The organism is Rhizobium anhuiense bv. trifolii, assembly GCF_024346605.1.
Lineage (GTDB): Bacteria > Pseudomonadota > Alphaproteobacteria > Rhizobiales > Rhizobiaceae > Rhizobium > Rhizobium anhuiense.
Genome location: NZ_CP098803.1, coordinates 1,382,838 through 1,409,468, shown reverse-complemented (window position 1 = coordinate 1,409,468; position 26,631 = coordinate 1,382,838). Strand labels below are relative to the sequence as shown.

23 protein-coding genes and 2 tRNA genes are annotated in these 26,631 nt (G+C 63.1%); 16 read left to right on the top strand and 9 right to left on the bottom strand.

The genetic code is table 11. From position 1 onward, the window contains the following. Positions 1-67 precede the first annotated feature (67 nt). A tRNA-Pro gene (locus NE851_RS15390) sits at positions 68-144 on the bottom strand. 262 nt (positions 145-406) lie between these two features. On the opposite strand from NE851_RS15390, the gene NE851_RS15385 reads away from it, so the two are divergent. The 3 genes from NE851_RS15385 to NE851_RS15375 all read left to right on the top strand — a co-directional run bounded on the left by NE851_RS15385 (position 407) and on the right by NE851_RS15375 (position 3,004). Next, positions 407-814 (top strand): hypothetical protein, encoded by a 408-nt coding sequence (locus NE851_RS15385; RefSeq protein WP_028757099.1) that lies wholly within the window; start codon positions 407-409, stop codon positions 812-814. 446 nt (positions 815-1,260) lie between these two features. Further along, positions 1,261-2,466, top strand: coding sequence for a TCR/Tet family MFS transporter (locus NE851_RS15380; RefSeq protein ID WP_028757100.1), 1,206 nt, complete (start codon positions 1,261-1,263; stop codon positions 2,464-2,466). A gap of 253 nt (positions 2,467-2,719) precedes the next feature. Continuing rightward, positions 2,720-3,004 (top strand): GIY-YIG nuclease family protein, encoded by a 285-nt coding sequence (locus tag NE851_RS15375; RefSeq protein ID WP_028757101.1) that lies wholly within the window; start codon positions 2,720-2,722, stop codon positions 3,002-3,004. Positions 3,005-3,447: 443 nt separating this feature from the next. On the opposite strand, the gene NE851_RS15370 is transcribed toward NE851_RS15375, so the two are convergent. From NE851_RS15370 to NE851_RS15360, 3 genes are all read right to left on the bottom strand, one after another. Beyond that, entirely contained in the window at positions 3,448-6,843 is a 3,396-nt protein-coding gene (locus NE851_RS15370) for an acyl-[ACP]--phospholipid O-acyltransferase (protein ID WP_028757102.1), read from the bottom strand. 92 nt (positions 6,844-6,935) lie between these two features. Further along, positions 6,936-7,217 (bottom strand): YiaA/YiaB family inner membrane protein, encoded by a 282-nt coding sequence (locus tag NE851_RS15365; protein ID WP_003546080.1) that lies wholly within the window; start codon positions 7,215-7,217, stop codon positions 6,936-6,938. 49 nt (positions 7,218-7,266) lie between these two features. Next, positions 7,267-7,953 (bottom strand): PspA/IM30 family protein, encoded by a 687-nt coding sequence (locus tag NE851_RS15360; protein ID WP_028757103.1) that lies wholly within the window; start codon positions 7,951-7,953, stop codon positions 7,267-7,269. A gap of 111 nt (positions 7,954-8,064) precedes the next feature. On the opposite strand from NE851_RS15360, the gene NE851_RS15355 reads away from it, so the two are divergent. The 7 genes from NE851_RS15355 (at position 8,065) to NE851_RS15325 (ending at position 13,034) form a co-directional block, all read left to right on the top strand. Next, complete coding sequence (locus NE851_RS15355) at positions 8,065-8,679, top strand: TetR/AcrR family transcriptional regulator (protein ID WP_028757104.1); 615 nt, start codon at positions 8,065-8,067, stop codon at positions 8,677-8,679. A 408-nt stretch (positions 8,680-9,087) separates the two neighbouring features. Continuing rightward, positions 9,088-9,867: an SDR family NAD(P)-dependent oxidoreductase gene (locus NE851_RS15350; RefSeq protein WP_028757105.1), complete on the top strand. Its 780-nt coding sequence runs from the start codon at positions 9,088-9,090 to the stop codon at positions 9,865-9,867. A 220-nt stretch (positions 9,868-10,087) separates the two neighbouring features. Continuing rightward, positions 10,088-10,753, top strand: coding sequence for a hypothetical protein (locus NE851_RS15345; protein ID WP_184390549.1), 666 nt, complete (start codon positions 10,088-10,090; stop codon positions 10,751-10,753). A 106-nt stretch (positions 10,754-10,859) separates the two neighbouring features. Further along, positions 10,860-11,498: a hypothetical protein gene (locus NE851_RS15340; RefSeq protein ID WP_168334173.1), complete on the top strand. Its 639-nt coding sequence runs from the start codon at positions 10,860-10,862 to the stop codon at positions 11,496-11,498. Beyond that, complete coding sequence (locus tag NE851_RS15335; protein ID WP_168334174.1) at positions 11,495-11,806, top strand: hypothetical protein; 312 nt, start codon at positions 11,495-11,497, stop codon at positions 11,804-11,806. Before NE851_RS15340 ends, NE851_RS15335 begins: the two co-directional genes overlap by 4 nt. A 522-nt stretch (positions 11,807-12,328) precedes the next feature. Then, complete coding sequence (locus NE851_RS15330) at positions 12,329-12,565, top strand: hypothetical protein (RefSeq protein ID WP_184390546.1); 237 nt, start codon at positions 12,329-12,331, stop codon at positions 12,563-12,565. Between the two features lie 220 nt (positions 12,566-12,785). Beyond that, complete coding sequence (locus NE851_RS15325) at positions 12,786-13,034, top strand: hypothetical protein (RefSeq protein WP_343227621.1); 249 nt, start codon at positions 12,786-12,788, stop codon at positions 13,032-13,034. Between the two features lie 93 nt (positions 13,035-13,127). Here NE851_RS15325 and NE851_RS15320 read toward each other — a convergent pair. After that, positions 13,128-13,201, bottom strand: a tRNA-Gln gene (locus NE851_RS15320). Positions 13,202-13,363: 162 nt separating this feature from the next. On the opposite strand from NE851_RS15320, the gene NE851_RS15315 reads away from it, so the two are divergent. From NE851_RS15315 to NE851_RS15305, 3 genes are read left to right on the top strand one after another with little or no spacing between them, the layout of a single operon-like run. After that, positions 13,364-14,281, top strand: a complete 918-nt coding sequence (locus tag NE851_RS15315; RefSeq protein WP_168333467.1) for an MBL fold metallo-hydrolase — start codon at positions 13,364-13,366, stop codon at positions 14,279-14,281. A 2-nt stretch (positions 14,282-14,283) separates the two neighbouring features. Then, a complete protein-coding gene (locus NE851_RS15310) occupies positions 14,284-14,736 on the top strand; it encodes a thiol-disulfide oxidoreductase DCC family protein (protein ID WP_168333468.1) in 453 nt (150 codons plus the stop codon). Then, positions 14,733-16,457, top strand: a complete 1,725-nt coding sequence (locus NE851_RS15305) for a saccharopine dehydrogenase family protein (RefSeq protein WP_168333469.1) — start codon at positions 14,733-14,735, stop codon at positions 16,455-16,457. The genes NE851_RS15310 and NE851_RS15305 overlap by 4 nt, the downstream gene beginning before the upstream one ends. Positions 16,458-16,717: 260 nt before the next feature. Here NE851_RS15305 and NE851_RS15300 read toward each other — a convergent pair whose 3' ends face one another. Next, complete coding sequence (locus tag NE851_RS15300; protein ID WP_168333510.1) at positions 16,718-17,629, bottom strand: DUF1499 domain-containing protein; 912 nt, start codon at positions 17,627-17,629, stop codon at positions 16,718-16,720. 342 nt (positions 17,630-17,971) lie between these two features. Here NE851_RS15300 and NE851_RS15295 point away from each other — a divergent pair, with 342 nt between their 5' ends. After that, complete coding sequence (locus NE851_RS15295; RefSeq protein ID WP_028757163.1) at positions 17,972-18,364, top strand: hypothetical protein; 393 nt, start codon at positions 17,972-17,974, stop codon at positions 18,362-18,364. A gap of 16 nt (positions 18,365-18,380) precedes the next feature. On the opposite strand, the gene NE851_RS15290 is transcribed toward NE851_RS15295, so the two are convergent. After that, positions 18,381-18,626 (bottom strand): hypothetical protein, encoded by a 246-nt coding sequence (locus NE851_RS15290; RefSeq protein ID WP_028757164.1) that lies wholly within the window; start codon positions 18,624-18,626, stop codon positions 18,381-18,383. 104 nt (positions 18,627-18,730) lie between these two features. On the opposite strand from NE851_RS15290, the gene NE851_RS15285 reads away from it, so the two are divergent. Beyond that, positions 18,731-18,928 carry a hypothetical protein gene (locus NE851_RS15285; RefSeq protein ID WP_012756389.1) on the top strand — a complete coding sequence of 66 codons (198 nt, stop codon included), beginning with the start codon at positions 18,731-18,733 and terminating at the stop codon, positions 18,926-18,928. A 117-nt stretch (positions 18,929-19,045) separates the two neighbouring features. After that, complete coding sequence (locus NE851_RS15280; RefSeq protein WP_028757165.1) at positions 19,046-19,324, top strand: hypothetical protein; 279 nt, start codon at positions 19,046-19,048, stop codon at positions 19,322-19,324. A gap of 85 nt (positions 19,325-19,409) precedes the next feature. On the opposite strand, the gene ppdK is transcribed toward NE851_RS15280, so the two are convergent. Continuing rightward, positions 19,410-22,118, bottom strand: coding sequence for a pyruvate, phosphate dikinase (gene ppdK, locus NE851_RS15275; RefSeq protein ID WP_168333470.1), 2,709 nt, complete (start codon positions 22,116-22,118; stop codon positions 19,410-19,412). A 977-nt stretch (positions 22,119-23,095) separates the two neighbouring features. After that, complete coding sequence (gene smc / locus NE851_RS15270; RefSeq protein ID WP_183908660.1) at positions 23,096-26,557, bottom strand: chromosome segregation protein SMC; 3,462 nt, start codon at positions 26,555-26,557, stop codon at positions 23,096-23,098. Positions 26,558-26,631 lie beyond the last annotated feature (74 nt).

Below are 26,631 nucleotides of genomic sequence, written 5' to 3'. Positions count from 1 at the left end.
TGAATCCGGGGGACTTTGGGCTGAGATCAGCAGAAACGAAAAACCCCGCCGGAGCGGGGTTTCTAGCTGGTCGGAGTGGAGTGATTCGAACACTCGACCCCCACGTCCCGAACGTGGTGCGCTACCAGACTGCGCTACACTCCGTGACCAGCGGCGCTTCTATAGAACAGCCTATCTGGTTGCACAAGCACCAAATTCCAAAAAACCGGCGGAATTTTTGACGGTGACGTGACAGGCTCGAGATCACGCGACTGCAGCAAAAAGCCACACTTCCCGCAAATCGAACGGAAGTCTCAAACGGGCAATTTTCTTTTGCCGGGTTCCGCGCTAAAGGGCAGACGGGACAGGCGAAACCGCTCACGAGGGCGGGCTTCGCAGCCAATGCGCTAGAGATCAGGACGACACGATGAATTTCCGCACCATGACCGCGGCCGGGCTTGCAATTGCGCTTGCCGGATGCACGACCATTCCTTCCGCCGGCAATCCGATCGAGGCCCGCTGGGTCGGCAAATCGGCCGGCATCTTCTTTGCCGCCTACGGGCCGCCGATCAGCGACAGCGAGCAAGGCTCGACCACCGTCTATACCTGGCGCGGCGGCTACAAGACCGTGCGCATTCCGGCGAAATACGCCGAAGGCGCCGACGGTAAGCGCGGCAAGCAGATCGCGTCCGCCCGCACCGCCTATCTGCGCTGCCAGGCGGAAATCACCACCAGCTCCGATTACACGATCCGCGACATCCGCACCGTCGCCGATATCCCTGGCGTCAACGGCCCGTCCTATTGCGCCGAGTTCCTGGCGCCGGAACAGAAGTAACGGACGCTTCGTCCGAAGCAGCTCACAGGCGGCCCCAGGTGCCGCCTGTTTTCGTTCGCGGCTGCTGCTTCTGCCGCAAGCCGGCTTCTGCACGAAGAGCAGATTCCGCCAGGTCCGCCGTTGCAGCGGATGGCCCATCGACCCCGCTCTCAATATCCCGACAGCCCGCAACCAAATCCGGCGCAAAAAGGGGCTTGTCGCATTCAGCCCTCCGGCGTATCTATTGCCCGTCGCGAAAAGCGGCTGCCTCCCTTGATCCGCTCAGTGGCGGAGTAAACAGGTGGACGAATGGTCGTCCAGGTGGTCGAGCACACGCCATTCATGCCTTTGCAGCATGGATCGGCCAGCACCTCCCAGAAACCAAACGCCTGATCAGCTCAGGCCTCATCGTGAGTCCATTGGCGCTCGAACGGCGCTCGTGCGCTTGCGTCGACCCGGAACGCGCCATGACCAGATCCCTTATCGTCATTTTCACCGCCATTGTCCTCGATGCCGTCGGCATCGGCCTGATCTTCCCCATCCTGCCCGCGCTGCTGCGCGATATCACCCATGCCGAAAACGTCGCGGCCTATATCGGCACGCTGACCGCGCTCTATGCGGTCATGCAGTTCATTTTCGCGCCGGTGCTCGGGGCCCTCAGCGACCGGATCGGCCGCCGGCCGGTGCTGTTGATTTCGCTCGCCGGCGCTGCCGTCAACTATCTGTTCCTCGCCTTTGCGGCCAATCTGCCGATGCTGTTTCTCGGCCGCGCCATCGCCGGCCTGACGAGCGCCAACGTGTCGGTGGCGACCGCCTATATCACCGACATCTCGCCCGAGGCGAAGCGCGCCCGCCGCTTCGGGCTTTTCAACGCCATGTTCGGCCTCGGCTTCATCATCGGCCCGGTCGCCGGCGGCGTCCTCGGTGATCACTGGCTGCGGCTGCCCTTCATGGCGGCGGCCGCGCTCAATGGCTTGAACCTGCTGCTCGCCTTCTTCGTCCTGCCGGAATCGCGCCCCGGCAGCCGGGAGAAGATCGCGCTTTCGGCGCTCAATCCGCTGAAGCCGCTGCACGCGGTGCTGGAGGTCAAAAGCCTGCTGCCTGTCGTCACCCTCTTCTTCATCTTCAGCGCCACCGGCGAGGCCTACGGCACCTGCTGGGCGCTCTGGGGCAGCGACGCCTTCCATTGGAGCGGGCTTTCGATCGGCCTTTCCCTCGGCGCCTTCGGCATCTGCCAGACGCTGACCCAGGCCCTCCTTCCGGGACCGGCGGTCAAATTGCTCGGCGAACGCGGGGCAATCCTGACCGGCATCGCCGGCGCCGCGATGGCGCTGACCGTCATGGCCTTTGCCGGCCAGGGCTGGATGATCTTTTCGATCATGCCGGTCTTCACGCTCGGCGGCATCGGCGTGCCGGCGCTGCAGTCGCTCGCCAGCCGGCAGGTGGATGAGAGCAGGCAAGGCCAGTTCCAGGGCGTGCTCGCCTCGGTCGTCAGCCTCGCCTCGATCGTCGCGCCGCTTGGCTTCTCCAGCGTCTATTTCCTCGTCCGCCAGGCATGGCCGGGCGCAATCTGGCTCTCGGTCGTCGCCGTCTATGCGCTGGCCGTGCCGCTCATTCTTGCTCTCAGGCTGAAGAATCCGACACCGACCGCGGCAAGCGGGCCGACGCCATAGGCCACCGCCCTCGGCGCGTGCCGCATGGATCCCAGGGTCAAGCCCTGGGATGACGGAGGTGGTGGAAACGTGTGCGACAAATAGCGAGGTGTGCAGCGTTTATCGGATTGCCGATTTACGCCATGCCAATGCAAAACTGCTCGTGCACCTTGCTGAAATTCATCCAGACGTCCCGCCTCTTGCCAATTGCCCTCCCCAAACTCCGGCATCCCAGGGCTTGACCCTGGGATCCACAGCCACGCACTCTGCCGGAATGGCGGGATATGTTTACATCGTCACCAATCAGAAAAATGGCACGCTCTATATCGGCGTGACATCCGATCTGGAGCGCCGCATCTATGAGCATCGCGAGGGGCTGACGCCGGGCTTTGCCTGGAAATACGGATGCACCCGTCTCGTCTGGTATGAGGAGCACTGGGACATCGGCAGTGCGATCCAGCGCGAGAAGTCGTTGAAGCGATGGTACCGGCAATGGAAGATCGACCTGGTCGAAACCATGAATCCCGAGTGGGACGATCTTTATCTTACGTTGTGGTGATGCCGGCTGCGTCTTCTGGGGTGCTCTGCGCATGGATCCCAGGGTCAAGCCCTGGGATGACGGAGGGTGGGGGAAACGTGTGCGACAAATAGCGAAGTGTGCAGCATTTATCGGATTGCCGATTTAAGCCATGCAAATGCAAAACGGCTCGTGCATCTCCCTGAAATTCCTCCAGACGTTCCGCCTCTTGCCAATTGCCCTCCCCAAACTCCGTCATCCCAGGGCTTGACCCTGGGATCCACAACCCGGCACGAGGCTTCAAAATTTACCCCAGTTGGATGCCATCCCAGTCCACCAGTGCCAGCCGCATGGATCCCAGGTCAAGCCCTGGGATGACGGAGGGAGGCGGTGCTTGAATACCCCTCTGCCCTACCAGGCCCAGGGTCGAGCCACGGGGCCGGCAGGCCAGCGGGGGCCACGCGAGACCCCCGAACCCTACGCCCTCACGCCGCCTCCCCCGCCTGCACCGCAGCTTCCGCCAGCTTCCGCGCCGCGACGAAATCTACCTTGCCGGAGCCGAGCACCGGCACCTTGCCGATATTGACCTCGGCCGGGACCATCATGTCCATGGCGCCCCTGGATTTGGCGAAGGCGAGGAATTCGGCGCGGGTGGCGGTGGGGGCGTCGGTCAGGAGCACCAGGCGCTCGCCCTTCTTGGCGTCGGGCAGCGAGGAGACGACCGACAGCGCGCCCGGCCAGAGCTCGGCGGCCAGCGTCTCGACGGCGGCGAGCGAGATCATTTCGCCGCCGATCTTGGCGAAGCGTTTGGCGCGGCCGCGGATCTTGACGAAACCGTCCTCGTCGATGGTGACGATGTCGCCGGTGTCGTGCCAGCCGTCGGCGAGCGGCTCGAGCACGCCGGGCTTTTCGGCACGGAGGTAGCCGGCCATGACATTGGCGCCGCGCACATGCAGCCGGCCGCCCTCATCGATGCCGGGCACCGGTTCGAGCTTCCATTCCATGCCCGGCAGGATTTTGCCGACCGTGCCTGACTTGTTGTACATCGGTGTGTTGATCGAAATCACAGGCGCGGTCTCGGTGACGCCGTAACCTTCCAGGATGCGCAGGCCGAATTTTTCCATATAGGTCTGGCGGGTGGCGGCCTTCACCGGCTCGGCGCCCGAGAAGATGTAGCGGATCGAGCGGAAGTCGTAAGGATGCGCCGTCCTGGAATAACCGTTGAGGAAGGTATCGGTGCCGAAGATGATCGTGGCGTTGGAGACATAGATCAGCTCCGGCACGATGCGGTAATGCAGCGGCGACGGATAGAAATAGACCGGCACGCCCGAGATCAGCGGCAGCACAGTGCCCGCCGTCAGCCCGAAAGAATGGAAGACCGGCAGGATGTTGAACACCTTGTCGCCGCTGTGGAAATCGATGCGGGCGGCGGCCTGGGCGGCGTTCGACAGGATGTTGCGGTGGGTCAGCACCACGCCCTTCGGCGTGCCCTCGGAGCCCGAGGTGAAGAGGATGACGGCCGGATCATCCGGCTTACGCTTCACCAGCGGCCGCGCCTTCCTGAGATAACCCAGGATCTTGTCCTTGAGGCCGATTTCGGCCCGGAGATCATCGAGCCAGACGATCGTCACCTGCTTTTCCATCTCCTCGATGACAGGTCCGAGCTTGGCCTGGGTGACGAAGGCGCGCGAGGTCAGCACATGCCTGACTTCGGCGGCCTTGCAGGCGGAGAGGATATTGGCGGCGCCGGCAGTGAAGTTCAGCATCGCCGGCACCTTGCCCGCCGTCATGACGCCGAGCAGCGTGGCGGCCGCACCATTGGCATTCGGCAGCATGACGCCGAGGTTGGTTTCCGGGAAGCGGGCGCGGAATTTGGCGCCGAGCACGGCCGCCCCTGTGAGCAGCTTGCCATAGGTCAGCCGGCCGGTGACCGGATCTTCGACGGCGAGCTTGCCCATGCCGAATTCATGGCCGGCCTGAATGACGCGGTCGAGCACGGTCGACGAGGTATCGGCGGTCTGGAACAGCAGGTTCGACATCACCTGATAGAGGGCGGCACCCGCCGCCGTGCGGCGCTTGCGGCCTTTCAGCTCCGGCGGCACTTCCAGCTTCACCGGTTCGAGAATGGTGACCTTGACCTTGGGGAACAGCCGGCGGCGGATCTTGCCGTTGTCGAGATAGGAGAGATAGCTCTTCTCCAGCCCGTCGATCTTCACCGGCACGACCATCGAGCCTGTTTTGTCGGCGACCATGGCGGCGCCATCATAGACCTTCATCAGCGTGCCGGTCACCGTCAGGCGGCCTTCGGGGAAGATGCCGATCGGGCTGCCATCCTGCACCACCTTGATCAGCGAGCGCGTCGCCATCGGCTTGGTCGGGTCGAGCGGCAGGAATTTGCACATCTTCAGGAAGGGCCGCACCCACCAGGCCTGGGCGATCTTGTAGTCGACGGCAAAGGTGGGCTCTTCCTCGGTGATGGCAAGCGCCAGGGCGCCATCGAGCAGGCTGACATGGTTGAGGGCAATGATCGGCGCGCGGCCGGCCTTCTTGATATTCTCCAGCCCTTCGACCTCAAGCCGCATGAAGGCGCGGAACAGGATCGAGATGAAATCGCGGAAGGGATTGGTCGGCAGCGTCTTCAGCATCAGCCAGGCGACGGCGAAATTGATGATGCCGAGGCCGATCAGGATCTGCGGAATGGAGGCGCCGAGCGCCTGGATGGCGGCGACCAGGCCGAGGCCGACGGTGATGAACAGCGCCGACAGCACATTGGCGGCGCCGATGACGCGGGCGCGGCGGTCCTCATGCGCCCAGGTCTGCAGGGCGGCGAAGGTGGGCACGGCGATGAAGGCGCCTGATATGGCCATGCCGGCGAGATCGATGGCGACGCGGATGGTATTCTGGCCGGCAAAGAAACCAGCGATCGTCGTCGCGTGGCTTGTGGAAACCAGGCCCCAGAGGTTCCAGGCGAGATCGAGGCTGAAGAGGCCAAGCAGCGCCGTGCCGACCGGGGCCGGCAGCAGCACGATGCGGCCCGACGACATCCAGGCGGCAATGGCCGAACCGACGGCAACGGCGATGGCAAAGACGGTGAGATAGGCCGGCACGACGAGCTCGGAGCCGCCGAGCAGCTCGGTCACCATGGTCGGCAGGATGGAGAGAACGAAGGCGCCGACCAGCCAGAACCAGCAGTTCATCAGCGCCGAACGCCACAGCCGTTTATCCTCGCGGATTTCCTTGACGAGGGTGTAGCTGGAGCGGATGACATTGCGGTCGATCTCCAGATCCGGCGCCTTGGAGCCGGTCGGCGGGATCATCCGGCTGGCAAGCCAGCAGAGCACCGAAAGCCCCATCATCATCGTGCCGAAGATCAGCACGTTTTCACCGCCGGAGAAGGCGAGCGCGGCGATGATCGTGCCGGCGAGGATGGCGATGAAGGTGCCGCCTTCGATCCAGGCATTGGCCTTCGGCAGGTCGCGGCGTTCGAGGTGATCAGGCAGGATGCCGTATTTGATCGGCCCGAACAGCGCCGAAACGATGCCGAAGCCGAACAGCGCCGCCATCAGCACGAAGATCGACGAGAAGGCGAGGCCAACGACGGCCAGGGCGGCGACCGCGATCTCGCAGCGTTTCAGCAGCTCGGCGATTTTGGCCTTGTCGTGCTTGTCGGCGAGTTCGCCGCCGAGTGCGGAGAGCAGCAGGAAGGGCACGATGAGGATGACGCCGGCGAGCGTCACCAGGGCGGCGCCCTCACTGGCCGACATCTTGAAGAGAATGAGGAACACCAGGGTGTTCTTGAGGAAATTGTCGTTGAAAGCCGTCAGGAACTGGGTCCAGAACAGCGGCGCGAATTTCCTGGAGGTCATCAGATTGTTTTGCACGGCGGGTCCCTCTTTCGACTGGCAGAGAAGGCCACAGAGTTGTTACGCAAAAGTTGAATGCGATAACAACTCTGCGCTGTGGTTAACCAAGATCAATCTTCATCGTTACGATTGAACTTGACCAGGAGTTTCTCGGTGCGGGCATCCTCGACCTTGCGGATCAGCTTCTCGGATTCGGCGTTGTCGCGCAGCGTCTTGGTGATGTTCACCGTGGTCTGCACCAGCATCAGAATGCCCATGGCGAGATAGCCTTTGCCCCAGAGATCGAGCGGCATCATGTAAAGGCCAAGCGCCAGCATGAAGGCGGCCGAGCCGAAGGAGATGTAGGAGAAGCTGACCCAGCTGGCGGAATGTTTCTGGAAACTGTCGTTCATATCAGTGGTCCCTATGGTTCGATGGATGAATGGTTGGATGGATACAATTTCAGGCAGCAGGCGTGATGCGGCTCTTCAGCCGCGCCAGCACATCATCGGCGGATGAGCGCAGCGGCGCGCCGAAGCCGGCATTGGCAAGCTTTTCGATGATGGCGGCCGGGCGGATGGCGCCTTCCATGTCCTTGAGCGCGGCGGCCGTCAGTTCATTCTGGCTCTGGCGCAGGCGAAGGCGGGCCAGCGTCTCCTCGGCATCGTCGAGCGTGGCAAAGCCCGGGCCGGCGACTGACACATCGAGCTTCTGCGCCTCCTGTGTCGCCCGCGCCAACCGCTCGCCGCGCTGCAACTCCTGCAGCCGCGCCTCGGAGGCCCGCACGATCCCTTTCAGCTTGTCGATCGCTTGGGTGAACTGGGCTTGCGCCTTCTCAGATGCATCGCGCTCGGCCTCGAGAAAAGCGATCGCCTCGGCCGCCTCGCGGGCCAGGCCCTCATTGCCCTTGGCAAGGGCCGCGGTGGCGCGGGTCTCGAGATCGGCGATGCGGGCAACGATCGTGCCGTGCTGCGCCCTCTCCTGTTCGTTCTGGGCGATGGTGACGGCGACGCTGCGGCGGGCCGACTGGATCGATTGGGCGGCATCGCGGATCTGCTGGGAAAGCAGCGGCACGGCGTGGCAGTCGGCGAAAGCCTGTTCGGCATCATGCGCCCTGCCCCGCAACAAAATGGAAATCAGTTTGAACATTTGCTTCCTCCGGTTTATGAACGTTGTTCACAAGAGGTGTTATGCCAGAATCATGAACGTCGTTCAAGATAAATTTTGAACGTCGTTCAAAAAATCGAAGTGGAATGGTTAATGGCCGGCAGACGAGAAGAAAAACGCGAAGACCTGAAGGCCCGGCTGATCGAGGCGGCGCGCGAGCGGATCGCCAGGGACGGGCTCACCAATCTCCGGGCCCGCGACATCACCCAGGATGCCGGCTGCGCGCTCGGCGGCCTCTACACGGTCTTTTCAGATCTCGCCGAGCTCGTCATTCACGTCAATTCGGGAACGCTGAAGGCGCTGGAGGCAAGGCTCACCCTTGATGAAACCAAGGACCGGCCGCCAACCGACCGGCTGCGCAACCTAGCCCAGGGTTACTTGAGCTTCGCCGTCGAGCACCGGAACCTCTGGAAGGCGTTGTTCGAGCACTTCCCGCCGGAAACCAGCCCGACGCCGCAATGGCATCTCGACGAACACCTCTTCCTGATGGATGTGATCGCCGAACCGCTGGCCGAACTGCAGCCCGACATGCCCCCCGAAGACCGCGCCATTCGCGCCCGCACCCTCTTCGGCGCCGTCCACGGCGTCGTCAGCATCAGCCTGGAAGGCCGCTTCGTCGGCTTGCCGCTGGAGCGGCTGGCGCGGGAAGTGGATGAGCTGGTGCAGACGATTGCGGCGGGGGCGGAGCGGCGGCGGGAGAGTATGTGAGGTGGCGCTGGGTGGAGTGAGGGGCGGAGGCAACAAACCGTGGCTTGGCCGCCGCATCACCACACACTCCGTCATCCCAGGCCTTGAGCCTGGGATCCATGGCGCCGCCGTTTTTCGCCGAGCCCCACCACCTCCTCCGTCATCCTCGGGCTTGACCCGAGGACCCATGCCCCGAGCATTGCGCTCGCCGTCGACAGACGGAGCGGCAGGGGGCTCCTATGCGTGAACTCACGTACGTCGAGTGCTGCGTATGGATCCTCGGGTCAAGCCCGAGGATGACGGAATAGGTGGGAACCAATCTGCAAAACCGCACCCACTCGCTGGCGGACTTGTCCACCATCCCACCTTGACCCAGGCACCCCTACCCAAGCACTCTGCGCCCTCCACGCCACCGCGAAGGGAAACCCCATGAGCCGCATCTTCATCACCGGTTCCACCGATGGCCTCGGCCTTGCCGCCGCCCGCACCCTGATGAAGGAGGGCCATGACGTCGTGCTGCACGCCCGCTCCCGCGAGCGCGCCTCCGCCCTCGCCGAGATTTCGGCTGCGGCACTTGGGCTTGTCATCGGCGATCTCGCCAGCGCCACCGAAACGCGCTCGATTGCCGAGCAGGTCAACGCCATCGGCCGCATGGATGCCGTCATCCACAATGCCGGCATCTACCTCGAGCGGAGCCGCGGCGAAACGCCGGATGGTCACGCCAAGACGCTGGCGGTGAATGTGCTTGCCCCCTATCTGCTCACCGCCTGGATCACCCGCCCCGATCGCCTGGTCTATCTCAGCAGCGGCATGCACCGCAGCGGCAGCAGCGCCCTTGACGATATCGACTGGAAGAAGCGGCCGTGGAACGCCAGCCAGGCCTATTCGGAAAGCAAGCTCTACATCGCCACCCTCGCCGCCGCCCTCGCCCGCCATTGGCCGGATGTTCTCAGCAACGCGGTGGACCCCGGCTGGGTGCCGACCAAGATGGGCGGCGCCGGCGCGCCCGATGACCTGGAGATGGGGCATCTTACGCAGACGTGGCTCGCGATGAGCGATGATGGCGCGGCGAAGGTGAGTGGCGGGTATTGGTATCATCGGCAGCGGCGGGAGGCGGCGGCGGAAGTTGCTGATGCTGGATTTCAGGATGCGCTGGTGGCGAAGCTTGCGGAAGTGACGGGTGTCCGTCTGTTCGCAGAGCGTGGGTGAGGCGCAAGACCGGCGGGCTATCGGGAGTTGCCGCACTCGAACCTGCGAAAGGCGCTGTGCGACTTCCCCCGCCGGCTGCTCGGACGAATAGACCCCGGTCATCTATATGCGCCGGCGCCACATGCGGCCCCTTTGACCGACGGAATGTTTCCGCCCGCGACCCTTGCCGCCCAGCATCCACGATGAATACAATCGCGCCGGATCTGGGGGAGCCAATGCGATGAATTTCATGGACAAGTGGGCCGCTCCTATCGCCGGGGCGATTATGATCATCGTAGTCATGGTTGTGATTTCCGGCTTTACTCCAACACGGTCGCTGTTCTGTAGGGAAGATGAGATTTGCTTGCGCGAATGGTTGACCGCAACCAGTGGCTGGGCGGCGGCGCTCGCTGCGTTTGTGACACTCTTCGCGCTTAGAAGGCAGGTCGCGGCCCAGGAGAAGCAAATTGATCATCAGTTGGGGAACGTCGAGCCCGATATGATGGTACGGTGCACTGTCGGAGAGGATTTTTCGCCTGTCGCTCAGATCACTGTTACGAACCGCAACCGGCGTCCGCTGAGTGTCAATTACCTCGAAGCGGTGCCGATTAACCGTGTCAAACTCTTTCCACATAACGTTAAGATTGGTGAGAGTGATCGGCCGCAAGAAGCGTTTGGGCTACCCGGCACAATTGTGAACTGTTTAATGCCAGGAAAGGAGGATGGACGGTTGCCATCTACGGCGGTGATAACTTGTTTCTTCGAGCCGGAAGGAGAGCCGGATTCGGACGACGCAGACGGTTTCGCACGGTATCATGTTAAGATCGTATGCCACGGCCGCCTGCATGGTGATACCACAACCCCATGCGTAATCACGGCTGAGGCCGAGCTCGTTATGATGTCTTGAACGTCTCGTCAGGCTCCAATGTTTCGCGGCCGCAGGCTGGACACAAACTCATGCGCCCGCCGCCGATCGACGCGACATGGTCGGCCGGGCTATCGGAAAACACGCGTTGACAAGGACCACCTTCCAAACAATGGATCTGAAAGCATCAATTGAGCGGCGCTATCCTTGGACCAGCGCCAAAGGATCGGAAATTCGGGAAGCCGTTTGCGAGCTGTGCATGCGCATCCTTGGTTCGAACCTCGTTGACGGAGATGCAGAAAAAAAGCTTTGCTCGGAAAATCCCAATGCTTTCTGGCAGCAATTATCGGAAATCCTTCTCGCCGACCAACTTATCACCGCTGGCCTCAAGCCGCTGCACCAAGAGCCAGGGCCAGACTTTCTTATCGATCTAGGAAAAGGCCGTCTATGGATAGAGGTGGTCACGCCAGAACCCAGGGGGCTTCCTGACGAATGGATCAATCACGTTAGCGGAAATGTTGTCTCGCTTCCTCATGAAGAAATTCTCTTGCGCTGGACGTCTGCCATTAAAGAGAAAGCGGAGAAGCTGCTTGGGAGAGCGGATCGTAAAACGGGAGAGCGGATTCCTGGCTACATTGAGAAGGGGATCGTAACACCCAGCGACGCCTACGTTATCGCCATCAACGGGCGACTATTGCGCGGCTTCGGCGGTGCAATTCCGGAACTTCACGGGATAAGCCAATTGCCTTACGCCGTCGAGGCTACTTTTGCCGCCCGCTACAGGTGACTATCGATCGTCAAACTCTTCAGCAAGCCGGTTCGGGTCTTCAACATCGTACATATATCGCTAAGCCTAAGGGCGCAGCGGTACCGGCGGACACATTTTTTGATCCTGAATTCTCGCCAGTCAGTGCAATTTGGGCTGTGGATGTTGATGAGCTTCTGGCGATCGGAGAAACCCGACCAATGGCGGTCGTTCACAATCCGCTTGCGGCAGTGAAACTGGATCGGAAAATACTCCCTGCTCAATCAGAATACTTCCTGAGCGAGGGCGATGGCTACTACGAGGTGCAGCGCGTCGATGGCTCACAGTAGATCAGCCGTGGCGAGGCCCGACCAGGTATGCAACCTTACAATCAACACCAGGATATCAGCGGAGAAGACGCGACTGACCTGAACAAGAAAGCCTGCCGATCTACACCGGCGGGCTCCTTGTTTGTGGTTGAAGACAGAGCCACTATTAGACTTTGACGGGTGGAGATTCGCGTATGGGGAATGAAGTTCAGAAAGCGCCTCAATCGGTGAACATGTCACGTCATCCTCGATCAGCAATCTGATTCGCTTAGGGCTGCTCTTTGTAGAGACGAGCTTGGATAACGGTAGCGTCCTCGTTAGCGTGGAGATTGCTGGCGAGCGTCGAGCAAGGGTCGATCTGTCAGGTTTAAAGGACGAACTCTCGAATATTTACTATCAGTTGTCATTAGCAGCTGACAACGTAGAATATCATAAATTGAATCATTACTCTATCCAAGGTGACAAGCGCTTTTACTTCTTGCTATATGACACGACGCGACGGGCGAAAAAACTTGTCGAAATTTTCTCCCCTTCGAAGAAATAATGGCAAAGAAAAAGAAGGTTGTGAGGCTATCCAAAGCGGACGCTATTGCCCGCCTCGATAAAATGATGCCGATCCTCTATCGGAACGTAGTCAACGCGATCCGCATCGAAGCCACGATGGAAGCCGGCAACGCTATCGTTCAGGCGATGCCGAACACTCCCCGGAGCGGACGCCTTCAATACGATCATGCAGAGCTTAGCATTCGATCTCGCTATGCATCTAGCTCGACTCTATGATGTAGGGAACCGCAACCGCCCGTGAATTCGCGGGACGTTGCCTCCATTCCACTCGCCGTTCGCCTTTTACGTCAGAAGCGATGCCAGAAAGAGCTCAATGCCCGCGCGCGGAACTGGCTTCCTCACGATTGAAGAAGATTGTGCGTCGGCTCTGGGTCGGGCGTCGGCTGGATACTCGAACACCTTTAGAGGCAAGTTCGGGCGTGGCGGATTGAGGACCTTGAAAGCGTTCCGCGACACGTTCATGGCACACTCACTCATGAAGGAAGTGGACACGAGGCCGATCTACAATCATCTGTTCCGCCTGACCGATTGCAGCTGCGACTTTGTGGAAGATGCACGCCTAGCAGTGAGCGGTGAAGCGTCAAGCCTAAAGGAACGGGAGCGGATTTTAGCCAAGCAGGCAGAACAATTTTGGCGCATGGCGTTGCTTGGCGAGCGAGACGAAGACGACGCGTTGCCAGATTGAACTGTCGAAAGCTAAGCTGCTACGCTGAATTGTTACGGTGAGCACTTTGTAATGTCATCTAAATGGCTGTTTTATCCCGAAAAACACGAGAGCTGGCTGGGGCGCCTGGATTCGAACCAGGGATGACGGTACCAAAAACCGTTGCCTTACCGCTTGGCGACGCCCCACCAGAGCTTGAGCGGAAACCGCTTGCTCAAATCGACGCCTGATTAGCAAAGCTCTTCGACTGTCACAATGACTAAGTTTAGCCCGACGCAGATTTATGCGCTGCGCAGCACCCGCCGTCGTGCTAGGAAGTGGCGACGTCATCGGCCCGAGATCATTCCTTCATGGACAGTCCCGCATTCGACCTCGCTTTCGAGCCGGCCTATGGGCAAGCCGTGCCGGTTGTTGCAGGGGTCGAGCGGATCACCGCGAACAATCCCGGGCCTTTCACCTTTTTCGGCACCAACAGCTATATCGTCGGCGCTTCCTCCGTCGCGGTCATCGATCCCGGTCCGGAGGACGAGGCGCATTTTCAGGTGCTGATGGCAGCGCTCGCCGGCCGCGCGGTGACGCATATCTTCGTCAGCCACACACATCGCGACCACTCGCCGCTGGCCAAGCGCCTGCAGACGGCGACGGGGGCGGTAACGGTGGGGCAAGGGCCGCACCGGCCGGCGCGGCCGCTGCGCGAGGGTGAGACCAATCCCTTTTCCGAAAGCTCGGATCTATCTTTCGTGCCCGATATAGTGCTCGGTGACGATCAGACCGTATCGGGCGATGGCTGGGCGCTGAGCGCGGTGCTGACGCCGGGGCACACGGCCAATCATGCCGCCTTCGCGCTCGCGGGGCGAGACATCCTCTTCTCCGGCGATCACGTCATGGCCTGGTCGACCTCGATCGTGGCACCCCCGGATGGTTCGATGGCGGATTACATGGCCTCGCTCGAGCGGCTGATTGAACGCGAGGACCGGCTGTTGCTGCCCGGCCATGGCGGGCCGGTGACGCAGCCGGCCAGTTTCCTCCGGGCGCTGAAGGCGCATCGCCTCAGGCGCGAGCAGGCGGTGCTGGCGCGCGTCCAGGCCGGCGACGGGCGGATCGCCGAGATGGTGAAGGTGATCTATCGCGATACCGATCCGAAGCTGCATGGGGCGGCGGCCCTTTCCGTGCTCGCCCATATCGAGGACCTTTTGCAGCGCGGCGAGATTGCGGCGGATGGGCCGCCTTCGCTTGCCGCCCTCTACCGGCCGGCAACAGGGAGATAGGGATGACGCCCCGAGCCGATTACAGCTATCGCGACGATGCCGATGTGCCCGGTTTTGCCGATGACCGGCCGTTGATCGTTTTCGATGGCCAATGCGTATTCTGCTCCGGCTGGGTGAAATTCGCGCTGAAACATGACAAGCGGCAGCGATACCGCTTCCTCGCGGCGCAGACACCGCTCGGCGAAGCGCTCTACCGGCATTACGGGCTGCACGCGCGCGACTACGAGACCAATATCCTGATCGAAAACGGCCGCGCCTTCTTCAAATCCGACGGCTCGATCCGCATGGTGGCGGGCCTCGGCTTTCCCTATTCGCTGGTCAAGCTCTTCCGGCTGCTGCCGCGGCGGGCGGCCGATGCGCTCTATGAATTCATCGCCCGCAACCGGCTGAAGATTGCCGGGCGGCAAAGCTGCATGGTGCCGACGCCGGAGCAGCGAAGCCGCTTCATCACATGAGCGACGACCGGTTCTCGCTGCTCATCATCGGCGGATACGGCACGTTCGGCGGGCGGCTTGCCCGGCTGCTTGGCGATCAACCCAGGCTGAGGCTCTTGGTTGCCGGGCGCTCGCTTGAAAAGGCCGACGATTTCGTTGCAGATCTGCGGACGCCGAAGGATGGAGCCGAGGGCCTGGGCAGCAACAATCTCGGCGCGATGGTGCAGGCCGTCAGCTTCGACCGAGACGGCGATCTCACCGAACAGCTGACGCGGCTGCGGCCGCATCTCGTCGTCGATGCCTCGGGGCCGTTCCAGACCTTCGGGGAGGATGCCTATAAGGTGGTCGAGGCCTGCATCGATCTGAGCATCGATTATGCCGATATCGCCGACAGCACCGGTTTCGTCGCCGGCATCGATGGGCTCGATGCGGCGGCCAAGGCCAAGGGCACCTTCGCGCTCTCGGGGCTGAGCAGCCTGCCCGCTCTCTCCTTCGCGGCACTCGATGCGATGGCGCCGCATTTCTCGCGGATCGACAGTGTCGCGGCCGGCATTGCCCCCTCGCCGCATGTGCGGATCGGGCTCAATGTCGTGAGAGCAATCGCCACCTATGCCGGCAGGAAGGTCACGGTGCTGCGCAATGGGCAGCCGGCCGCCGGGCGCGGGCTGATCGATGCGATGCGGGTGACGGTGGCGCCGCCGGGGGTTCCGCCGCTGCGCAGCCGGAAATTCCTGCTGGTCGATGCGCCTGACCTGGCGCTGCTGCCGGGGCGCTTTGCTGATCTTAAATCCAGCTTCACCGGGGTCGGCACGCAGCCGCAGCCGCTGCAGCACTTGCTCAGCCTTGCGGCACGGCTCGTCCACCTCCGGCTATTGCCGTCGCTGCTGCCGTTTTCTCGACTGCTGCAGCGCGCCAGCCATGCTTTCGCGATCGGCGAACATCGCGGCGGCATGTTCGTCCGCGCCGGCGGCGTCGATCACGCGGGGAGCAAGCTGACAGCTGGCTGGCATCTGATTGCCGAAGGTGATGACGGGCCGTTCATTCCCATCATCGGCGTCGACGCGCTGGTGCGCCGGCTGCTCAGCGGCGTGCGGCCGGAGAATGGCGCCCGGCCGGCGGCGGGGGAATTGCGGCTTGCGGATTTCGAAGCGGCGTTCCGACGTTTTCAGATCACATCCGGCATCCGGATGGAAAACGAGGAGGCGCCCCTGCCTCTCTACCACAGGATTCTCGGCAGCGCCTGGGAGCGGCTGCCGCCCGCCCTATCAGCCCTGCATGCCGGCGGCGCCCGCGTTGCCTCCGGCCGGGCGCGGATCGAGCGCGGCGGCGGGCTGCTGGCGCGGATCGTCGCCGGGGTCATCGGCTTTCCCAAGGCGGGTGAGGATGTGCCGGTCACGGTGCGTTTTGTGAGTGATGGCGACAGGGAGATCTGGACCCGCGATTTCGGCGGCAAGGTGTTCCGCAGCTGGCAGGCCGAAGGCAAGGGCCGCGACCGGCACCTGCTCGCCGAGGTGTTCGGGCCGTTCCGGGTGCTGATGGCGCCGGTGCCGGATGGGGACAGGCTGCGGCTCGTGGTGCGCGGCTGGCGGTTTTGCGGGATTCCGCTGCCGCTGTTTCTGGCGCCGGGTGGCGATACCTATGAGGAGGAGCAGGATGGGCGGTTCCACTTTCATGTGGAAATCGGTGGGCGGCTGACGGGGTTGGTGGTGCGGTATACCGGGTGGTTGGTGGTGGAGGGGTGACGGTGATGTGCCTGTCGGTTTGCGCGGATAGGTGCCCCTCACCCTAACCTTAGTGAGGTCGAACCCTGCGAGAGCGAGCGAGGAACGGAGAGATTGCCGCAAATCTCTTCTCCTCTCGGGGAGAAGAGGGAATCGAGAGGCTGCGGCTCGCAGGGCGTCGAGTCCGCCGCACCCTATCCCGGCCCTTCGCTTGGGCTCAGGGCGTTCGCAACTGCAATCGATTCACTGGATCGATTGCTGGCGCTTTGCGCCACCGCGGCTCACCCACCCGCAATCCCCAAGAGCTCGGCATCCAGCGCCTTCAGATAATCGCCGGCGATTTCGGCGCTGAAGCCGAGGTCGTGCTGGCCGTAGCGGGAGGCGACGCGGATGTCGACGAAGGTGGTTTCGGCTTCTTCGCGCAGCCGGATGAGGATATCGAAGCGCAGGCCGAGGATCAGCGTGCGGGTGGTGCCCTGCAGCGTCACGCCGTTGGCGCCGCGGATCAGCTTGGCGACGTCGTCGTCATAGGGGCGCGGCGTCGGCACGGGGATGATATCGGGCGCATCGGCCACGGCATCGTCGTTCGGCTGCGGCGGCTTGACCGGCATGTCCTCGGGATCGCGGCCGGGCTCGGTGTCGCCGTTGCTGTGGGTAATCGTGATGCCGCTCATCTTGGCGACCTTGCGCACTGCTTCCAGCACGCGGTCGAGTGCGCCTTCATAACGCCGGCCGGTCAGTTCGGGATAGGCGGTGAGCTGCTTTTCGCGATCCTCCGGTGTCACCTCCGGATTGCGCTTCAGCCAGATCTGGTCGGAGTGCGGCGGCGACAGCCAGTCGGGTGCGGAGACCGGATCGGTGGAGACGTCGTAAATATCAGGCAGCGTCAGATAGTTCTCGGTAGCAAAGGCGCCGATAGCAAGCGGAAAGGCGGCATAGATCAGTGCTGCCAGCGCCGCCAGCCCGCCTTCGGCCCCCGTCATCCAGAGGCTGCGCAGCCCGAGGGCTGCGAGCATGGCGGCGAGCAGCGCGCCGCCGGCGGCGGCAATCAACAGCAGCACCAGATAGGGTGTGGCCAGACCGCCGAAGCGGTGGGCGATGATCACCGCCAGCGCCAGCACCAGGGAAAACGCCCCGAGCAGCCGCGAAAAGCGGGCGGCGCTGGAAACGGGACGGTCGAAGCGGATGGCCATCAAACTTACCGGTTGCTCGTCAGCGCCCGCGGGTTCGACCACGCAAATCGCCTCACCCCTGTTTAGAGCAAGATGCCGAAAAGTGTGAAGCGGTTTTCGGACGACATCATGCTCTATTCTTTGATTTAGATCCGGATTCAGATTTTTGGCCGGCCCGGCCTAAAATCATCCGGATCTGGGGCAAGATTCGGCTAAATTGAAACCATTGTCTGAAGCATTGCGTTTGAATCCACGGCGAAGGCCATGACGAGACGGGGGCTGCTTCATAAGCCCTTGCTGATATGCCAAAAAAAGGCCATTCTGCCGCGGTTTCATCTCCGATAGAGAGACAGGAGAGACGGGATGATTTCACCCGAGATAGCAGCAAGGCCGCAGGCGTCTGCGCTTGGCGGGATCGACCACCAGTCCGAGCCGACGCTGCCGATGGAGCTGCTCGAGCTCGAACTTTCGCTCGAAGGTTATACCGGCGGCGAGGCTGGCTTCTGCGAGGCGGTGCGCCGGGCAGCCGAACGCTCCGGCGGCGAACTGCTGTTCGACCTGCCGGCCGCAGGCCTCGTGCAGGATTGCCGCCGCATCGCCGTGCTGCGCATTCCAGGCGACGGCCAGGCGATGCGCGTCGTGCTGGCGCTACTCGATGATCACGGCACGGAGATCCGCATGCAGGCGCCGGATGAAGACACCGCGCCGCTGGTGCGTTTTGCCGATGCCTTCGTCGAATTGCTGGAGCGGATCTAGGTTCTAGATCAACATTTTAGCGACGCTCGGCCGCGGCTTCCGCAACGCTGCGGAAGGGAAACTTGCGCCCGCATTCGCACTTGATCACGAAATTTTCCTGCTGATTGGCAGGCCGTTGCACGCCAAAACCGCGCGGCAGCTGATCGACCTTGAAATCCGGGTGCTTGCGCTTGGGATCATCAACTTCCGAGGCCTCGGCAAAGCCCTCATTGCCGCATTGCGGGCAGCTCAGTTTTTTCGAAAATCGATCGCGAATGGCCATGCTCGTTCCAGTGTTTTCCAGTCCCCTCATACAGAGGAATGTCCGGTGGCGAAAGTGGAACCATATGCGGACGATGCCGTTCCTTTTTCGAAAAGGAGGCACTCATGCCCAACAAAGACCCGATCCCGACACCCAATGCCGACACGCCGCGCGGCCCGACGCCGACCCCCGGCATTCCCGACCCCATCCAGCAAAAACCGCCGCTGACGCCGGCGCAGGACCCGGCCGATACGAAGAACCCGCAGGATCCGCCGCTCAATCCGGCGCTGCTGCCGATCGGGGATCCGGCCGGGGCGGCGTAGACATAGCCGAGCCACTCGTCTCGACCCCGGTCGGTGCCGGCAGGCGGATGAAGGGCGGCTTGACGGCATCGGCTGAAAGGACTTTCCTCTGGGAAATGCATTCCAAGGAATAAACCCATGCGCTATCCCCTTCTCGTCACCGCCCTAGCCACCATCATCGCCGGGCTCTCCGCCTGCCAGACGATGACGCCGGAGGAGCGGCGGGCGGCGGATGAGCAGCGGTGCCTCGGCTACGGCTTCCGGCGCGGCACGGATGGTTTTGCCACCTGCCTGCAGCGCATCGAACTCGACCGGCGGGCCGAATCACGGGCGCAGAGCGCCGAGCTGATGCAGAGCATGGCCTGGGATCTGAACGGGCCGTATATCTACCGCGATCACTGGCGGCATCATCACTGAGTGCCATGGACGCCCCTGCCCCGCGGTTCCGCTTTTAACGGAAGCGCAGAACCGCACTATCTTTTTTTACGCTCCACCGACTGTCTTACAAGCTTCCCCGCAGGTCTTTCGGACCCCGCCGGATCTCTTCCAGACCGCCTGAGATCACCGCCTGCGCCGCCGCCAGTCTGGCGATCGGCACGCGGAAGGGCGAGCAGGAGACATAATCGAGGCCGATCGTTTCGCAGAAGCGGATCGAGGCCGGGTCGCCGCCATGTTCGCCGCAGATGCCGAGCTTCATGTCGTTGCGGGTGCGCCGACCGCGTTCGGCGGCGATGCTGATTAATTCGCCGACACCGTCGAAATCGAGCGAGATGAAGGGATCGTGCTCGATGATGCCCTTGCGCTGATAGGTGGGGATGAAGGCCGAGGCGTCGTCGCGCGAGATGCCGAAGGTGGTCTGCGTCAGGTCGTTGGTGCCGAAGGAGAAGAATTCGGCGGCTTCGGCAATCACATGGGCGCGAAGGGCCGCGCGCGGCAGCTCGATCATCGTGCCGACGAGATAATCGATCTTCATGCCGGCCTCGCTCATCACATTGCCGGCCACCGCGTCGATACACGCCTTGACGTAATCGAGTTCGGAGCGCAGGCCGACCAGCGGCACCATGATCTCCGGCACGACGGCGGCCCCCGTCTCCTGGGCCGCGGCAATCGCCGCCTCGAAGATGGCGCGGGCCTGCATCTCGACGATTTCGGGATAGGAGATCGCCAGCCGGCAGCCGCGATGGCCGAGCATCGGGTTGAACTCGTGCAGCGCATCGACGCGCTGGCGCAGCACGGTCGCCTCCATGCCCATGGCGAAGGCGACTTCGGCGACCTCGTCATCGGTCTTCGGCAGGAATTCGTGCAGCGGCGGATCGAGCAGGCGGATCGTCACCGGCAGGCCGTGCATGACGGTGAAGAGGCCGGTGAAATCCAGCCGCTGCATCGGCAAGAGCTTGTCGAGCGCCACCCGCCTGCCCTTCTCATCGACGGCCAGGATCATCTCGCGCATCACATGGATGCGCTCGCCCTCGAAGAACATGTGCTCGGTGCGGCAAAGGCCGATGCCCTCGGCGCCGAAAGAGCGGGCGGCGCGCGCATCGGCCGGCGTGTCGGCATTGGTGCGCACCGTCATGCGCCGGGCGCGGTCGGCCCAGCCCATGATGCGGCCGAAATCGCCCGACAGCTCCGGCTGGGTCATCGGCACCTCACCCTTCAGCACCTGGCCGGCCGAGCCGTCGATGGTGATGATATCGCCCTTCTTCAGCGTCACGCCGACGCCGAGCAGCCGCTCGTTGCGTTGATCGATGCGCATGGTGCCGGCGCCGACGACGCAGGGGATGCCCATGCCGCGGGCAACCACCGCCGCATGGCTGGTCATGCCGCCGCGCGTCGTCAGGATGCCTTCGGCGGCATGCATGCCGTGAATATCCTCGGGGCTGGTTTCGACTCGGAGCAGGATGACCTTGCGGCCTTCGGATTCCGCCTCGACGGCCTCTTCCGCGGTGAAGACGATGGCGCCGGTGGCAGCGCCGGGCGAGGCCGGCAGCCCGGTGCCGATCACCTGGCGGGTGACGCGCGGATCGATCGTTGGATGCAGCAGCTGGTCGAGGCTGGAAGGCTCGATGCGCAGCACCGCCTCGTCCTCGGTGATCACGCCCTCATCGACCATGTCGACGGCGATCTTCATCGCCGCCCGGGTCGAGCGCTTGCCTGAACGGGTCTGCAGCATCCACAGCCTGCCGCGCTCGATGGTGAATTCGATATCCTGCATGTCGCGGTAATGGATCTCGAGCTCGGTGCAGATGCGGCAGAGCTCGCGAAAAGCCTCCGGCATCAGCTTTTCCATCGAGGGCTTTTCGGAGCCGGAGGAAATCCGCCCCTCCTCGGTGATGCTTTGCGGCGTGCGGATGCCGGCCACGACATCCTCGCCCTGGGCATTGACCAGGAATTCGCCGTAAAGCGCCTTCTCGCCGGTCGAGGGGTTGCGGGTGAAGGCGACGCCGGTGGCGGAAGAATTGCCGAGATTGCCGAAGACCATCGCCTGGATGTTGATCGCCGTGCCCCATCCTTCCGGAATATTGTGGAGCTGGCGGTAGGTGACGGCGCGCGCACTCATCCAGCTGGAAAAGACCGCGCCGACCGCACCCCAGAGCTGGACTTCGGGATCCTGCGGGAATTCCTGCTCCAGCTCCTCCTCGATCAGCTTCTTGTAGAGCGAGACGATATGCTGCCATTCCGAGGCGCTGAGCTCGGTATCGAATTCATGGCCGAGCTTGGCCTTCTCGTCTTCCAGGATCTCCTCGAAGGCGTCGTTGCCGAGACCCATGACGACATCGGCATACATCTGGATGAAGCGGCGGTAGCTGTCCCAGGCAAAACGCGCATCGCCGGCATCGTGGCCGAGCGCCTGCACGGTCTCGTCGTTGAGGCCGAGATTGAGCACCGTGTCCATCATGCCCGGCATGGAAACGCGGGCGCCGGAGCGCACCGACAAGAGCAGCGGCTGGCTGACGGAACCGAAATGGCGGCCGGTGATCGCCTCTATCTCGGCAATGCCGGCGCGGACTTCAGCCTTCACGGCCTCCTCGATGCGGCGGCCGTTCTTGTAATAGGTGGTGCAGGCGTCGCTGACGATCGTCAGCCCCGGCGGCACCGGCAGCCCGAGGCTGCACATCTCCGCGAGATTGGCGCCCTTGCCGCCCAGAATCTCGTGATCGCGCGCCCGGCCCTCAGCCTGCCCGTCGCCGAACCTATAGACCCACTTGGTCATCTTCCCCCCAACACCAAACCGGGATCAGCTCAATCCCTCAGTTTGTTGACAAAGCTCGCTCTTTTCTCGGCGTCATCCCAGGCCTTGTGCCGAGGATCTGCTGCGTAGATCGGTTGCAGATGCCGGGGCACGAGCCCGAGCGTGACGAAAGAGAAGCAGGCAGGCAGTGTCATCAGTCTGAGTTATCAGCTTAATGCCTTGGAGTTGAAATGAAAATCGACAAATGCGGCAAAATGTTGCGTTGCACAATAAATCTTGGCTGCGGCCAGAGGCGAAACGATTGAAACATCGCCCGGACATAAGAGAAGGCATAAAAAAAGCTTTGCGGGACTGCAACAAAGTCCCGCAAAGCCTTGTTTCCGTCCGGCCAGGAAAACCGGACGGGGGGTCCCTCAACCCAGGAACGGTTCAGCTCTTTATAAAGAGAACCGCTCTGACCTTCGTTTTACGCAATTCCGGGGAAAACAGATCGCTGCTTCTCCTGGAATTGCTCCAACGGTTTCCGGTTCTTGCCCTCGCCCGGAAAACCGCACGTAAATTCGACAACTCACAACCTTTGATCGCTCGCTTTGCAGCAAAGTAATTAGGTTGCGTTGAAACAACTTCTAATGCAAGTCAGCGAAAAGAGCATCACCCAAATGGGGTACGGGAGGCTGGGAAGCCGACCTTTTTTGGTGTTTATTTCCTGCCATTTGATTTTACGCAATTTCTGGGCGCAAAACCGCACCAGAGCTTTGCTGAAATTGCGTCAGAGCCGGTGCCGATGTGGATGCTCGGTCAAGCCCGAGCATGACGGAGACGGAGGGCGCGACGGCAAGAGAGGAGACGCCCGGAGCATTGTCTTGTCAGCCCCACACTCCGTCATCCCAGGGCTTGACCCGAGGATCCACCCCGCAAGCACTGCCGGCCTGTGCAAATAAGAAATGTCACTCTTCCCCAAGGCAGAGAGACACCGCAAGGCTCTCCCCTACAAAACTTCAGGCAATCTCGCGCAGGCGCTCGGCCGTCTGCAGGTCGACGGAGACGAGCTGGGAGACGCCCTGCTCAGCCATGGTGACGCCGAAGAGGCGGTTCATGCGGGCCATGGTGATCGGATTGTGGGTGATGATGACGAAGCGGGTCTCGGTGGAGGCCGCCATTTCGTCCATCAGATTGCAGTAGCGCTCGACATTGTGGTCGTCGAGCGGCGCATCCACTTCGTCGAGCACGCAGATCGGCGCCGGATTGGTGAGGAAGACGGCGAAGATCAGCGCCATCGCCGTCAGCGCCTGTTCGCCGCCCGATAGCAGCGTCATGGTCTGCGGCTTCTTGCCAGGCGGACGGGCGAGGATTTCCAGGCCGGCTTCGAGCGGATCGTCGGATTCGATCAGTTGCAGCTCGGCGGTGCCGCCGCCGAACAGATGGGTGAACAGCCGCTGGAACTGGGCGTTGACGATGTCGAAGGCGGCGATCAGCCGCTCGCGGCCCTCTCGGTTGAGGCTCTGGATGGCGCCGCGCAGCTTGCGGATCGCATCGATGACGTCGTCGCGCTCCTTGATCAGCGCTTCGAGCTTCTCGCTCAGTTCCTTCTGCTCCTCATCGGCGCGCAGGTTGACGGCGCCGAGCCGCTCGCGCTCGATCCTCAGACGCTCCAGCTCGCGCTCGACCTCGCGCGGATCGGGAAGCGCCTGCATGGCCGGGCGGCCGGTCAGTTGCAGCGCCTCGTGGGGGGCGACGTTCAGGACCTCGCGGATGCGGCCTTCGCTTTCCTGCCGCTTCTCGCGGGCAGAGACCAGGCGCTCCTCGGCGCGGCCGCGGCGTTCGCGGCATTCGGCAAGTTCCGACAATGCCGTCGTCGCCTTTTGGTCGGCCTCGCGCTGGATGCGTTCTGCCTCAGCCAGCAGATCGCTGGCCTGGCGGCGCGCCTCCTCGGCCTTTTGCAATTCGCTGAGCAGGGCACGGCGCTTGTCGTCGAATTCATCAGGCGCCAATTCCAGCTCGGCTGCCTCTTCGCGCGCCTCTTCCTCGCGCTCGCGCAGCGTGGCGACATGATCTTCGCCGCTTGCCGCCCGCTGGCGCCAGGTCTCGCGCTCCTGGCCGATCGCCATGATGCGGCGCTGGCGGGCGTCGTTTTCCCTGGCCAGGCTTTCATGGCGGGCTCGGCTTTCGGCGAGCGCGCCGCGATCGGTCGCAACTTCGGCCTGCTGGAAGCGCAGCCGCTCGTCGATCGCGGTGAGATCGGGCGCGTCCTCCAGTTCGATGCGGGCATTTTCCTCCTGGACGGCGATCTCCTCCAGCTGCGCGCGCAGCTGGCTGGCGGCCTCGCTGACGACGTCGCGGCGGCGGATGAGATCGCCGGAGGCACGCTCGGCGGCGGCAAGCGCATCGCGGGCTTCGGCGAGATGGCGCGCCGACAGGCGGCTCATGTCGCGCGCCTCGGCAAGCCGGCGCTCCTCGGCGCGGATCGCCTCAGCTGCCGCCGCCTGCCGCTCCTCGGCTTCGGCAAGCACGTCGCGGGCAAGAGCGGCCTCGCCTTCGAGTTCGGCCAGGCGGTTCTTCTGGGCAAGGCGTAGGGCCGCGGCACTCGGGGCATCGGCACCGGTGACATGGCCATCCCAACGATAGACGGCGCCCTCTTTCGTCACCAGCCGCTGGCCTGTTTTCAGCGCCGCCATCAGCAACTGCGCTTCCGCTCCCGCGACCAGGCCGATCTGGCGCAGGCGGCGGGTCAGCGCGGCGGGCGCGCGGACATGGTCGAGCAGCGGTGTTACGCCGGTGGGAAGCGCGGGATCGGCGGCGCCGTCGCCATTGACCGACCAATGGGCCGGGGCCTCGGCATCAAGCGGCGATTCCAGATCGTCGCCAAGCGCAGCGCCGAGCGCGGTTTCGAAGCCGCGATCGACCTTCAGCTCGTCGGCAACCGGCGGAAATTTACCGGCGGCGGCACCGGCAGCGAGCATGCGGGAAATGGTTCGCGCCTCGGTCTCCAGCGCATTCAGCGCCGAGCGGGCCTGCTCGACCGGGGCGCGCGACAGCGCCTCGGTCTGGCGGGCTGATGTCAGCGCCTGTTCGACCACCTGGACGGCGGCTTCGGCGTCGGCAACGGCCATTTCGCCGGCCTCGACGATGGCGCGTTTTTCGTCCGGATCGGGCAGGCCTGATATCTTCTCGCCGACGGCGGAGAGTTCTTGGTTTGCCTCATCCATCTGCCGTTCGAGGCGCATCCGCCGGTCGGTGAGATCGCGGATGGCGCGTTCCAGCTGGTTGCGGCCGGCAGCGGCTTCCGCGCGCTCGGCCGTCAGCTGGGTGAAGATGCGCTCGCTATCGGCCAGTTTGGCCGCCGCGCCCTCGAATGCCTCGCGGGTCTCCTCGGCATAACGGCCGGAATCGGCGAGGATTTCTGCAATCTCCGCCTCTTCGGCATCGAGCTTGGCCAGGATGACGGCATTGTCGGCCACCAGCCGCTCCTCGCGGCGAATATCCTCGGCAAGCTGGGCAAGACGGCGGGTCAGCTCATCGCGGCGGCGCAGGATGCGGCCGGCATCTTCCTCGAGCTGGCTTCTGGCAATCTGCAGGCGCTGCAGCGCGGCGGCCCCGCGGGCCTCGCCCTCGCGCAGTTCCGGCAGCTTCAGGCTGGCGATGCCCTGGTTCTTCGCCGCCTCCATCTGCAGCTGCGCCTTTTCGGCGACGACTGATGTCGCCTGGTTCAGCGCGCTGTCGGCCTCGGCTTCGGCTTCCTTGGCCTGCACCCAGCGGATATGCAAGAGCATCGCCTCGCGGGCGCGGATGTCGGCAGACAGCGTCTTGAAGCGGTTGGCCTGGCGGGCCTGGCGCTTCAGGCTCTCTATCTGGCTTTCGAGCTGCGAGGTGACGTCGTCGAGACGCTCGAGATTGCCTTCGGCGGCGCGCAGCCGCAGTTCGGCCTCGTGGCGGCGGGAATGCAGGCCCGATATGCCGGCCGCCTCTTCCAGCAGCTGGCGGCGGGCCTGCGGCTTGGCCTGGATCAGCTCGCCGATGCGCCCCTGCCCGACCATCGAGGGCGAACGCGCGCCGGTGGAGGCGTCGGCAAACAGCAGCTGCACGTCCTTGGCGCGGCTTTCCTTGCCGTTGATGCGATAGAGCGAGCCCTGCTCACGCTCGATGCGGCGGGTGACCTGGATCTCGTCGCTGTCGTTGAAGGCGGCCGGTGCGGTGCGCTCGCCATTGTCGAGATAGAGCGCCACTTCGGCGGTGTTGCGCGCCGGGCGGTTGCCGGAACCCGAAAAGATCACGTCGTCCATGCCGGATGCGCGCATGTTCTTGTAGGAATTCTCGCCCATCACCCAGCGCAGCGCTTCGACGAGGTTCGACTTGCCGCAGCCATTCGGCCCGACGACGCCGGTCAGCCCCCTTTCGATGATGAATTCCGTCGGCTCGACGAAGGATTTGAAGCCGACCAGGCGCAGCTTGTTGAACTTCATGCAGAAGCTCCGGCGTGCCGGGCGGGCTTGTCACGCAGCCACAAAAAAACGGGCGCACGGCTTTCGCCGTCGCC